Source organism: Kushneria sp. AK178, assembly GCF_053903105.1.
Genome location: NZ_CP096381.1, coordinates 468,257 through 480,168, shown reverse-complemented (window position 1 = coordinate 480,168; position 11,912 = coordinate 468,257). Strand labels below are relative to the sequence as shown.

Sequence of the window (11,912 nt, the reverse complement as noted above, 5' to 3'; positions counted from 1 at the left end):
TGGGTTCGGGCGAGCAAAAGGCCCGTGCGAGGCGGCGGGCACCCGATACGCGGGCAATAAAAAAGGCGCTTCCGGGAAAGGAAGCGCCGTCTGTCAGACGTGTTTTCAAGCGCCGCGTCAGGCCTGCACGGTGCGCTGAGACTGCTCCCCCAGCCCGTCGATCCCCAGCCGCATGGTCTGCCCCGGGCGCAGATAGACCTTCGGGGTCTGCCCCATGCCCACGCCGGGCGGCGTGCCGGTCGAGATGACATCACCGGCCTGCAGGCTCATGAAGCGGCTGAGATACGCCACCAGATGCGCCACGCCAAAGACCATGGTATTGGTCGAACCATTCTGATAGCGGTTGCCGTCCACCTCCAGCCACATGCCGAGATCGCCCGGATCACTGATCTCGTCGGGCGTGACCAGCCAGGGGCCGAGCGGGCCGAAGGTGTCACAACCCTTGCCCTTGTCCCAGCTGCCGCTGCGCTCGAGCTGAAATTCGCGCTCGGAGATATCGTTGATGACGCAGTAGCCGGCCACATGGGTCATGGCGTCGGCCTCATCGATATAGCGCCCGGGGGTGCCGATTACCACGCCCAGTTCGACCTCCCAGTCGGTACTGCGCGAGTCCCGCGGAATCTCGACGTCATCGTTGGGCCCGCAGATCGCGCTGGTCCACTTGTTAAATACCACCGGTTCTGCCGGTAGCTCGGCGCCGGTTTCGGCAGCGTGATCGGCGTAGTTCAGGCCGATACAGATAAACTTGCCCACCCGCCCCACGCAGGGGCCGATGCGAACGCTGTCTTCCACCCTGGGCAGACGCTCCATGTCCAGCCGCGACAGCTCGGCAAGCCGGTCAGGCGAGAGGGTCTCGCCGGCAATGTCGTCCACGTGGCCGGACAGGTCCCGCAGGCTGCCATCAGGGGCCACGATGCCCGGCTTTTCAGCGCCTTGGGGGCCGAAGCGCAATAGTTTCATGCCGTTCTCCATGGTGAAGTGATACCGCGTGAGACAGCGGTCAGTTGGACCAGCCGCCATCGATCATCTGAGTGGTGCCGGTAATGAAGGCGGCCTCATCGCAGGCCAGCCAGGCCACCAGCGCCGCGATTTCGTCGACGCGCCCCAGTCGGCCCATGGGCTGGCGCGCCACGAACTCGGCCAACACCGTCGATGCCGCAAGGCCCCGGGTTTGCGCCTGCGTCTCGATGCGCTCGTGCAGGGAGGGTGATTCCACGGTGCCTGGGCATATGGCATTGCAGCGAATATTGTGGGTCATGTAATCCGCAGCGACCGATTTGGTCAGCCCGATAACCGCTGCCTTGGTGGTGCCGTAGGCGCAGCGATCGGCCACGCCCTTCACGCTGGAGGCCAGCGAGGCCATGTTGATGATACTGCTGCCGCCGTGGGCCAGCATGGCCGGCAGAAAGGCTTGAATGGTGTGAAACATGGCCGTGACGTTGAGTGCCATGGCCATCTGCCAGTCGCTGTCGCTGCACGCCAGCACGCTGCCGTGATGCACGATGCCGGCACAGTTGAACAGCACATCGACCGGCCCCGTCTCGGCGGCCAGGGCGTTGATGGCGTCACGATCGAGCACATCCAGTTGGTGCGACGTTACCCCGTCAAGCCCGTTCAGGTGCGAGACGTTCAGATCGGTCGCAATCACATGCGCGCCCTCATCCGACAGGCGCTGCGCCGCGGCGCGACCGATGCCCTGACCGGCCGCCGTCACCAGCGCCGTTTTGCCCTGTAACCGCCCCGCAGCAGACATTCTGTTTGTGTTCATGGCCCGTCATCCCTGAACCCGTCATCCGCGGCGCAGATGACATGACACAGCGATTAAAGCAAAACGACCAATGGACTGACCTTTAACCATTGGTCGCAGCGTCGTGTACTATTATTCTATATTCATGCTTTCTGCTGTTGGACGACCCTCCTCCGATGCCACTCAAGACCATTCGTAACGCGCGCCTGTATCGTCAGATTGCCGATCAACTGCACGACCTTATCGAGGCCGGCGAGTTTCCGCCCGGCAGCCTGCTGCCCCCGGAGCGTGAGCTGGCCCAGACGCTGGGCGTCAGTCGCGCCTCCGTGCGCGAAGCCCTGATCGCCCTGGAGGTTATCGGTCAGGTGGAAGTCCGGGTCGGCCACGGCGTGCTGGTTAATCCGCTGGTACCGCGCGGCGGCGAGTCCATTCTGCATACGGCCGTGCAGCAGCATCCCTGGTCACTGGACCCGGAGCTCGAACAGGAGTTTGCCCCCCAGGGCGATGAAGAGATTCCGCCCTATGCGCTGCTGGAGGCGCGCCGTCTGGTCGAACCTGAAGCGGCCGCGCTGGCGGCGACCAACATGACGCCAGAGGTACTCGCGGGGATCGAAGAGGCCTATGAACGTCATGTGGCCGACAACGAAGCGGAGGTCGACGAGCGTCATCAGGGCATTCCCTATACGGCCAACCATACCGGCGACCGCCTTTTCCATGTCCGCATTGCCCAGGCCAGCGGCAACCCGGCCTATGCCCTGCTCATTCGCCATATACTCGGGCACCAGTACGGTGCCATGTTTCGCCGCCTGCAGGACCTTTACCTGACCACCGACATGAAGACCCGCTCGCGCGAGCAGCACCTTCGCATTCTCAATGCCCTGCGCCAGCAGGCCCCGGAACGCGCCCGACGCGCCATGGCCGTGCATCTGGATGATGTCATCACCATCTTCTTTGATAGCTGAAAAAGTCCGGCCAGCCCGCCCGTTTTTGCGGCATCGAGGCCTTCGAATTGAAAAAGCCCGCAGGGCCCCCATCTTCCCGGGTGCGCGGTGCTTGATGCCGCTCAATATGACATGGCTTGATAACCTGGATTAAGGAATGACGGAAGCCGTTAGCGGTAGCCTCTCTCCCCAAAGCGTGCTATCAATGCCCGGACGCCTCCCTGTGCCCCGAAGGGAGCCTTCACTCCCTTCGACAGGCGTTGAAGCGTTCGATCCCGGCAGTTTCCCCTCACTTCTCTATCAGACATTCGACCCGCGGGCGCGGCACAGAAGGCAGAGGAACATGAAAGACCTGAATCGTGTATTCAAACACTATGAGCAGCAGGTCAGCAGCAGGACCCCCCTGCGTCCTCATCCCGTTCAGGAGCAGGGCAATGATGCTGACCCCGAAGAGCCGGCAAGCTTTGATGAAATTGCCCAGCGCGTTCTGATCCCGGCGATGGAGTGGGCACGCGATATCGCCGGCAGTAACCATTACGCCAGCGAAATCCACGTCCAGTGTCAGGATGAAGCCAACAGCCGTGACATCGAGTCGGTGGAGTTCCATCTGCTGCCAGTGCAGCATGTCACCATGAAAAAGGGCTTCACCAACTTCAATCATCTGCGCATCAGCCATGATCCGGATCATGACGGTCTGCGCATCGATCGAAGTTTCATGAAGCATCATCGCCATGAAGAGCAGGGGGAATCCTGGATCTCCTGCGGCGATCTCACCCAGGACCGGATGCAGGACATCATCGCGGATTTCATTGAGGTGGTGCTGGCCAATCAGATCGACAACGAATCCGACCCCAGTCTGGCCTCCTTCTGACCGCGCCCCTTCGTTTCCTCCGGCAGTGACCACCGGTTTCCGCGGCGCTTTTCACCGAGCGAAAGCCCCCGGAAACAGGGTATTCCCGCACCCCATGCCGTTGGTCGTCTGCATCATGGTTAAAACCTTCCCGGCATATAAAAACTTTTTCTTATTCCTTTAAGACAGGTTGCGGTACGCTGGGCGTATCCGGCGCCCGCGGGCGCATCCGCTTTCCAGGGAGTATGGCATGACGACTTTCAAGACACTGGCCCGGACGCTGGCCCTCACCACGCTGGGACTGACCACGATGCTGGCCACGGCAACGGCCGTTCAGGCCGATACGCTGCGCGTGGGCATGTCCGGGGGCTACTACCCCTTCACCTTTGTCGAGCGAGACAAGCTGCAGGGCTTTGAGGTCGATGTCATGAACGCCATCGGCGAGCAGACCGGCGATGACATCCAGTTCGTCACTGCCAGCTTTTCGGGACTGGCCGGCATGCTGGATTCCGGCCGGATCGACACCATCGCCAACCAGATCACCATTACGCCGGAGCGCCAAGCCAAGTACGCCTTCTCCGAGCCCTACGTGTATGACGGCGCGCAGGTGGTGGTGAGAAAGGGCAACGACGACATTCACGGCGTCGAGGATCTGCGCGGCAGGACGGTCATCATGAACCTGGGCTCGAACTATGAAACGCTGCTCCGGGAGCTGCCCTACGCCGACGAGATCAACCTCAAGACCTATGAGTCCAACATCGAACAGGATGTCGCCCTGGGCCGCGCCGATGCCTTCGTAATGGACCGCACCAGCGCCACCCAGGTGATCAAGGACAAGCCTCTGCCGCTACAGCTCGCCGGCCAGCCCTTCTCGAAGATCGAAAATGCCCTGCCGTTTCGCGATAGCGAAGAAGGCCGCGCCCAGCGCGACCGCGTGAATCAGGCGCTCGAGACCCTGCGCGACAGCGGCACGCTCCAGGAGATTTCCGAGAAGTGGTTCGACAGCGACATCACCGAAGCCCCGCAGACAGAAAGCGCAGACAGCAACAGCAGCGACGCCTGATCGACGCTACGCTCTGCCCATCCGGCCCCGGCCTGTCCGGGGCATTTCGTGGTTCACACTCCCGGGCAGTTCGCAACCCGTTGACGCGAATCGCCCGTTTTAAAGCGCATCGCCATGCAAGCACTCAATCTTGATTACATGGCCGGGCTGGTGCCCGTCCTGCTGGGCTATCTCCCGCTGACCCTGGGCATGGCCGCCGCCGGCATGGTCTGTGCCCTGATTCTGGCCTGCGCCCTGGCCGTCATTCGCGTCTCGCGCCTGCCGGGGCTCGATCAGGCCGCGAAGCTGTTCATTTCGTTCTTTCGCGGCACGCCGCTTTTGGTGCAGCTCTTTCTGTTCTATTACGGGCTGCCGCAGTTTCTCTCCTTTCTGGTCTCCATCAACGGTGTGACCGCCACCATCATGGGGCTGACGCTGCACTTTTCGGCCTACATGGCCGAATCCATTCGCGCCGCGATTACCGGCATCGATCGCAGCCAGACCGAAGCCGCCCAGTCGATCGGCATGACCAACGCCCAGACCATGCGACGCATCATCCTGCCCCAGGCCACGCGGGTCGCCACGCCGACGCTGATGAACTACTTCATCGACATGATCAAGTCGACGTCACTGGCGTTTACGCTGGGCGTGACCGAGCTGATGGGCGCCACCCAGAAGGAAGCCGCCAGCAGCTTTCTCTACTTCGAGGCCTTCCTGGTCGTCGCGGTGATCTACTGGATCGTGGTCGAGGCGCTCTCCTGGTGCCAGAAGCGGCTGGAACAACGTCTCAACCGGGCCTACCAGCGATGATTGCACTCAAGGGCATTACCAAACGCTTTGGCGAGCACACCGTGCTCGATGGCATCGACCTGTCACTTGAGCGCGGCGAGATCATCGTGGTGATCGGCCCCTCCGGCACCGGCAAGTCGACGCTTTTGCGCTGCGTCAACTTTCTCGAGCGCCCCGACGCCGGGCAGCTCAAGGTGGGTGATTTGAGCGTGGATGCTGCCCGCGCCAGCAAGGACGACATTCTGGGGCTGCGCCGGCGCACGGCGTTCGTGTTTCAGAACTATGCGCTTTTTGCTCACAAGACGGCGCTGGAGAACATCGCCGAGCGCATGATCGTGGTCGAAGGGCTGTCAAAGGCCGATGCGCACGCGCGCGCCCGCGAGATTCTCGAGCGCATCGGCCTGGCCGACAAGGCCGAGGCTTACCCGGCGGCGCTGTCCGGCGGGCAGCAGCAGCGCATCGGCATCGGCCGCGCCATGGCGGCGAAGGCCGAGGTCATCCTCTTTGACGAGCCGACCTCGGCGCTCGACCCGGAGTGGGTGGAGGAAGTGCTGGGCCTGATGAAGCAGCTCGCCGCCGAGCAGCAGACCATGATCGTGGTCACCCACGAAATGCAGTTTGCCCGCGAGGTCGCCGATCAGGTGGTGTTCATGGATGGCGGCCGCGTTGTCGAGCAGGCGCCGCCGTCGGAGCTTTTCACTAACCCGAAGGATGAGCGCACCCGCAGCTTCCTGCGCAAGGTACTGGCCGGCAACGCCCCGGCCGCCACCTGACAACGCGCCGTCTCAATCAGCGCGTTCGTCCATCAGCTCGCGGTAGCGCAGCTGATCGGCGTGCATCTGGCGATAGACCCGGTACTTGGCGTCAAAAAAACCGCGCCGGGTGGTATCCGGCGAAATGGTCTGCGCCGTGGCGCTCATGGTCGCGGCCGCCTCGCGCAGCCCCGACTGATCGCCGCAGGCCGTGGCCGCCAGCATGGCGCTGCCCAGCAGCACCGTCTCGCCCTCCTCGGGCAGTTCGATCACAAGCCCGGTGGCATCGCTCAGCTCCTTGAGCCAGCGCGCGTTCTTGAGCGCCCCGCCGCACAGGCGCAGCCGCTTGATGGCATGACCGTGGGCATTGAGCGTCTCGACGATATGACGCGTTCCCAGGCTGACCGCCTGCAGCGTGGCCAGATAGCGCAGCGCGAGGCCATCGATGTCATTGTCCAGATCCAGCCCGCTGACCATCCCCTTGAGGGAGGCATCCGCCAGCGGCGAGCGATTGCCGTGGTGGTAGTCCAGCAGGTGCAGGTGCCGGGTCAGCTCGTCGCGGCTGTCCTCTTCCAGCGCGTCCAGCCGACGATTGAGCAGCTCGAAATGGCTGACCCCGTCACGCTCGGCCTCGCTCATCAGCGCCTCATTGGCCCCGCTGTCGGCAATGACGTGATCGATCAGCGCCCCCACCGCGCTCTGCCCGCCCTCGTTAATCCAGCCATCCGGCAGCACCGCGCCCCAGTAGGGCCCCCAGACGCCGGGCACGAAGCAGGGCTCCTGCGAGAAGGCGATATGACAGGCCGAGGTACCGGCAATCACCGCCAGACTGCCCTCCGGGTCACCGCCCAGCATACCCAGCGCCCCCGCGTGGGCATCGATCAGCCCGGTGGCCACCGCCGTCTCCGGTGACAGCCCCATTGCCTCGGCGGCCTCCGGTGAAAGCGTGCCGGCCCGGGAGCCGGGCGCACGAATCTCGCCCTGCATCGCCGGGCGCGACATCAGCTCATCGAGGCCGAGGCGCTCGAGCAGGTCCTCCGGCCAGCGCCCCTCGTGGGCCAGATAGAGCCATTTGCACACCTGGGTGCAGACGCTGCGCTCCGGCTCATGGGCGCCGTCCAGATCGCCGATGGCGCGCGCCACCATGAAATCGGCCAGATCGAGAAACAGCGCGGCGCGCTCGAACTGATCCGGCCGGTGACGGTGGAGCCACAACAGCTTGGGCAGCTCAAGCTCCGGGCTGACCTGCCCGCCGATATAGTCCAGCGCCGGATGGCCGGTCCCGGCAATCTCATTGGCCTCCTCGATGGCGCGATGGTCCATCCACATCACGATGTTGTGGTCATCGTCGTTGTCCGGCGACACCGACACCGGCGCGCCCTGATCATTCAGCGCTACCAGTGAGCAGGTGGCATCAAAGCCGATCGCCCGCACCGCCTCGCCGTTGATGCCGGCTTCGCTTACCGCCGCGCGCACCGCCGCCACGCACTGCGACCAGATGTTGTCGCTGGACTGCTCGACAAAGCCGGGGCGCGGTCGATACTGCGCGATCTCGCATGCCGCCTGCGCCACACAGCGCCCGCGCGCGTCAAACACACCGGCCCTGACGCTGGCCGACCCCACATCGATTCCCAGGTAATAGGCGCTCATGACGGCTCCTGATAATGGCGTGGCGCGCCCTGCCACCGTGCAGGGGCTATTCTTGATTCAATCACCCAAAGAGGCATTGTCAGTGTGCGTAAAACCTCGCTCAATGATCAATGACGACGTCAGCGCCGCTGCCGCCACGACCGCCGGGAAACCGCCATGCCCATCATGATCAAACGCACAGGGGGGCTGCTGTGCATGGTACTGCTCAGCCTGCTGTTCACTTTTCCCGCGGCCCGGGCGGACAGTCCTCACGACAAGCGCGATGACGAGCTTGTTATCGGCATGTCCTTTCAGACGCTCGACAACGTCTACTTCGTGACCCTGCAGCGCGCGCTGCAGGAGGCGATCAATGACATGGGCGCCACGCTGCTATTCACCGATGCCGGCCACGACCTCGACAGCCAGCTTGATAACATCCGGGGCATGCTCGAGCGCGATATCGATATCCTGCTGCTCGCCCCGGTTGACCCGGCCGGCCTTCAGCCCGCCGTCACGACCGCCCACGAGGCCGGCGTCACGGTCATCGCCATTGGCGCCCGGGCCGGGGGGCCGATCGATGGTCTGGTCGGCTCCAACAATCTCGAGGCCGGCCGGCAGGCCTGCCACTATCTGGCCGAACAGCTTGACGGCAAGGGCGAGATTGCCCTGCTCGACGGCCCCATGGGTGAGGCGTCGCAACAGCGCATCGAGGGCTGTCAGAAGGCACTGGCCGATTTCGAGGGTATCGAGGTGGTCGACCGGCAAAACGGCCATGAACAACGCGCCACGGCCCTGAGCGCCACCGAAACGCTGCTGAAACGCCATCCCGATCTTGCCGGCATTTTCAGCGTCAACGACACGGGCTCGCTCGGCGCGCTGGTCGCCATCCAGACCGCCGGCCGGGACGTGAAACTGGCCGGCGTGGATGGCAGCCCGGAGGCGGTCAGAATGCTGACCCGGCCCAACTCGCCCCTGATCGCCATGGCAGCGCAGCACCCGGCCGACATTGCCACCCGGGCACTGGCGCTGGCCGTGCAGAAATACCATGGTGAACAGGGTCCCGATGATGTCTCGGTGGCAATCACCCTGGTCACCGCCGACAACGCCCCCAACTTTCTCTGGTAGGTCCGGCATGCCGTGACCTGCCTGAACGCCGGCCAACGATGAGGACACCATGAGCGAGACTCTGACTACCACGCAATACGCCGGCCTCAGGGGCCGGCGCTATCTGGTCACCGGCGCCACCAGCGGCATCGGCCAGGCCGTGGCGCTGGCACTGCGCGAGCAGCACGCCGAGGTCGTCGCCCTCGGCCGCAACCCGGACGCGCTGGCAGCACTGAATGAGGCCGGCTGCACCACCTGCACGCTGGAGCTGACCGACACCGACGCGCTCGAGCAGGCGATCAGTGAATACGGCCCCTTTGATGGCCTGGTCAACAGCGCCGGCACCACCCATGTGGAACCCGCGCTCACTCTGCCGCCGGAGACCATCGATCAGGTCTTCCAGACCAACGCCCGCGCCGCCGCCATGGCGGCCCGCTGCGTGGCACGCGGCATGATCGGTGATGGCCGTAGCGGCAGCATCGTCAACGTTTCGAGTCAGGCATCATTAGTGGGGCTGGATGATCATCTGGCCTACAGCGCCTCCAAGGCGGCGATGGACGCCATCACCCGGGCGCTGTGTCTGGAATGGGGCGCACACGACATTCGCGTCAACAGCGTCAACCCGACCGTGACGCTCACCCCCATGGCGCAGAAGGTGTGGTCCGCGCCGGAAAAGCGCGACCCGATGCTCGCGGCCATCCCGCTCAACCGCTTTGCGGAGCTTGAGGACGTGGTCGAACCGATCCTCTTTCTGCTCAGCGACGGTGCGAAAATGATCAGCGGCGTGTGCCTGCCGATCGATGGGGGGTATACGGCGAGGTAGCGGTCGGGCTGTTGCCCCGGGCAGAAGCTTCGGAGTGCAGACATCCGCTCTGTGGATAATCATCGAACGCCCTGCGCACGACATCGCGCAGCCATAACACCTGGCCGGCAGGCGACTCATGACGACGACAATTCCCTCTGGCTCGAAAAAGACCGGACTCGCACGCATCGGTGACACCGATATCCAGCCGCGCCACCGCCTGAGCTGTCACTGCGGTGCAGTGGTGCTCGAACTCGACCTGCCCAATGGTGTGGTCGACCCACATCGCTGCGACTGTTCGTTGTGCCGACGCAAGGGCGCCATCACGTCCGGGGTGCCGCTGGAGGCGTTGCACGTGATCAAGGGGGCGGACGTGCTGCGGTGCTATCAGTTCAACACCATGGCGGCGAAGCACTACTTCTGTGGCAATTGCGGCATCTACACCCATCATCGACGCCGCTCGAATCCCAATGAGTATGGCTACAACATCGGCTGTCTCGAGGGGATTAATCCGTATGATCTGGGCGAGATTCCGGTCAACGACGGGGTCAGTCACCCAGCGGATCGCTAAGGGTGTAGCCCCGGGCGATCAAAGCGCCTACCTCCAGGGCGACGATGGACGCCATCACCTGGTCGCCGTGTCTGGAATGGGGCGCGCACGGCATTAGGGCCAACAGCGTCAACCCGACCATCACGCTCACGCCCATGGCGCAGAAGGTGTGGTCCGCGCCGGAAAAACGCGACCCGATGCTCGCGGCCATTCCGCTCAACCGCTTTGCGGAGCTTGCCGATGTGGTCGAACCGATCCTCTTTCTGCTCAGCGATGGGGCGGGGATGATCAGCGGGGTGTGTCTGCCGATCGATGGGGGGTATACGGCGAGGTAGGGGTTGGGCTGGTGCTCTGGGGCTTCGGAGCGTAGGGACTTGGAGCCAGTGCATGACGCGAGACGTTACTTCATGGGGTCATACACCTAGGCGCAACCTCAAGACGACGCCAAAGGACGCTAGCCAATTTACCCGCCGCAAAATCCACAGGACTACCTGAACTGTGTGGTGTACCTGCGCGCGACCCACCCCTCGATTAGTTCACCCTCAATATCGACTTCTACCAGAAGCCACGCCCGTTCAGAGGAGTCCAATATTACTAAGAGCTTGCCCAGCGGGAGATTAGTAATGATTTGCGCTTTCATACCGGGCGCAGCTCTGAGCCGGAGCTCGCCACCCGTCACCACGCGACATCCAGCGAATATTTCCCTTTCCAGCTCGTTGCCACACTGGGCAAGCCTCTTGGCTTCGTGAGGGGTGGTGACATCCCCGCCCACAGCTGCTCTTTCTTCGAACTGCTCCCAAGCCGCCGCTGCGGCCATATTTACCAAGAACGGCAAGACTATCCAATAGAATAGCCAAAGCAGTGCACGGCGCCCGCCCTCGGAAAGCGATGAAAAATCAAAGTTATCATCACTCAGGCAGTTCAGTTCCGCGTCTGCCGCTGCTAGTTCCTCTGGTACATCCTCGTAGCTGCTCTGGCCTTGATGACCGGCGTAATGGGCAATAGCCACAGCTTGGTGTATGAGTTCAGAGTCAAACGGTGTCCCCGAAAGCCGCGTCAGCGAGGCCATAAGTGAGGAAGATTCAAGCCCGCGAAGAGCACGCGTTATGGGACTGTCTTGGAGTTCCCTCATCGCGCCCATTGCAGAGGAGTCTTGGAATTCCCGAACTGACCTCATCAGCGGCGACTCTTGAAGATCGCGCACCGCACGCATTGTCGGTGAGTCCTGAAATTCCCGAACTAATCTCATCAGCGGTGACTCAAGATCGCGCACCGCACGCATGGCCGGCGAATCTTGAAGCTCGCGAGCCATTCGAATAGCTGGGTTATCAAAAGCATTATTGAGCCCATTCAGGACGTCAAGTCGGCCTTCCGCATCAAAACGCTTGTTAATATTTTGGCCCTCATCGTCGATGCTCGGTAGAACACTTGCTACTACGATAGTGACACTTAGTCCGCCAGGCATACAGCTTTTGGTAGCTGATAATCAACCTCTGGTAGCGATCGATGCCTTCCAAGTTCATACTGGTCTCGGCAAAGCAATAAAAGATCACGCCGCCTTTTACGGGGCTAGCGGCGGCGTTGATCTTTTCTAAGATAGCCTTCAACCCCAGCTCGCCCTCGAACGCAATTTCAGATACAGAAGTAAGCGCTTGGTAGAACTGGCCATGATCGTCAGCTAAAAGCTTCCTATTAGATGCCAAGCT

The 11,912-nt window shown here is 62.7% G+C and carries 14 protein-coding genes; 9 read left to right on the top strand and 5 right to left on the bottom strand.

What is annotated here, in order from left to right; translation table 11 throughout:
• Positions 1-117: 117 nt before the first annotated feature.
• Entirely contained in the window at positions 118-960 is an 843-nt protein-coding gene (locus M1D97_RS02190; RefSeq protein WP_456269112.1) for a fumarylacetoacetate hydrolase family protein, read from the bottom strand.
• Between the two features lie 40 nt (positions 961-1,000).
• Entirely contained in the window at positions 1,001-1,768 is a 768-nt protein-coding gene (locus tag M1D97_RS02185; protein WP_456269111.1) for an SDR family oxidoreductase, read from the bottom strand.
• Positions 1,769-1,923: 155 nt separating this feature from the next.
• Between M1D97_RS02185 and M1D97_RS02180 the strand changes: the two genes are divergently transcribed.
• From M1D97_RS02180 to M1D97_RS02160, 5 genes are all read left to right on the top strand, one after another.
• Positions 1,924-2,709, top strand: coding sequence for a FadR/GntR family transcriptional regulator (locus tag M1D97_RS02180; RefSeq protein WP_456269110.1), 786 nt, complete (start codon positions 1,924-1,926; stop codon positions 2,707-2,709).
• Between the two features lie 322 nt (positions 2,710-3,031).
• A complete protein-coding gene (locus M1D97_RS02175; protein ID WP_456269109.1) occupies positions 3,032-3,559 on the top strand; it encodes a hypothetical protein in 528 nt (175 codons plus the stop codon).
• A gap of 229 nt (positions 3,560-3,788) precedes the next feature.
• A complete protein-coding gene (locus M1D97_RS02170; RefSeq protein WP_456269108.1) occupies positions 3,789-4,601 on the top strand; it encodes an amino acid ABC transporter substrate-binding protein in 813 nt (270 codons plus the stop codon).
• Between the two features lie 114 nt (positions 4,602-4,715).
• Positions 4,716-5,390 (top strand): amino acid ABC transporter permease, encoded by a 675-nt coding sequence (locus M1D97_RS02165; RefSeq protein WP_456269107.1) that lies wholly within the window; start codon positions 4,716-4,718, stop codon positions 5,388-5,390.
• Positions 5,387-6,142, top strand: a complete 756-nt coding sequence (locus M1D97_RS02160; protein ID WP_456269106.1) for an amino acid ABC transporter ATP-binding protein — start codon at positions 5,387-5,389, stop codon at positions 6,140-6,142. The genes M1D97_RS02165 and M1D97_RS02160 overlap by 4 nt, the downstream gene beginning before the upstream one ends.
• Positions 6,143-6,154: 12 nt before the next feature.
• Here the strand turns inward: M1D97_RS02160 and M1D97_RS02155 are convergent, their stop codons facing one another.
• Positions 6,155-7,771 (bottom strand): FGGY-family carbohydrate kinase, encoded by a 1,617-nt coding sequence (locus M1D97_RS02155; RefSeq protein WP_456269105.1) that lies wholly within the window; start codon positions 7,769-7,771, stop codon positions 6,155-6,157.
• Positions 7,772-7,927: 156 nt separating this feature from the next.
• Here M1D97_RS02155 and M1D97_RS02150 point away from each other — a divergent pair, with 156 nt between their 5' ends.
• From M1D97_RS02150 to M1D97_RS02135, 4 genes are all read left to right on the top strand, one after another.
• Positions 7,928-8,875 (top strand): substrate-binding domain-containing protein, encoded by a 948-nt coding sequence (locus M1D97_RS02150; protein ID WP_456269104.1) that lies wholly within the window; start codon positions 7,928-7,930, stop codon positions 8,873-8,875.
• A gap of 49 nt (positions 8,876-8,924) precedes the next feature.
• The gene (locus M1D97_RS02145; RefSeq protein WP_456269103.1) at positions 8,925-9,677 is read left to right on the top strand and encodes an SDR family oxidoreductase; all 753 of its coding nucleotides are present in this window, start codon (positions 8,925-8,927) and stop codon (positions 9,675-9,677) included.
• A 118-nt stretch (positions 9,678-9,795) separates the two neighbouring features.
• Positions 9,796-10,227, top strand: a complete 432-nt coding sequence (locus M1D97_RS02140) for a GFA family protein (RefSeq protein WP_456269102.1) — start codon at positions 9,796-9,798, stop codon at positions 10,225-10,227.
• A 44-nt stretch (positions 10,228-10,271) separates the two neighbouring features.
• Positions 10,272-10,541 (top strand): SDR family oxidoreductase, encoded by a 270-nt coding sequence (locus M1D97_RS02135; RefSeq protein WP_456269101.1) that lies wholly within the window; start codon positions 10,272-10,274, stop codon positions 10,539-10,541.
• 152 nt (positions 10,542-10,693) lie between these two features.
• On the opposite strand, the gene M1D97_RS02130 is transcribed toward M1D97_RS02135, so the two are convergent.
• Both M1D97_RS02130 and M1D97_RS02125 read right to left on the bottom strand, forming a co-directional pair.
• The gene (locus M1D97_RS02130) at positions 10,694-11,671 is read right to left on the bottom strand and encodes an SH3 domain-containing protein (RefSeq protein WP_456269100.1); all 978 of its coding nucleotides are present in this window, start codon (positions 11,669-11,671) and stop codon (positions 10,694-10,696) included.
• Complete coding sequence (locus M1D97_RS02125) at positions 11,610-11,909, bottom strand: hypothetical protein (RefSeq protein ID WP_456269099.1); 300 nt, start codon at positions 11,907-11,909, stop codon at positions 11,610-11,612. Before M1D97_RS02125 ends, M1D97_RS02130 begins: the two co-directional genes overlap by 62 nt.
• Between the last annotated feature and the right edge of the window lie 3 nt (positions 11,910-11,912).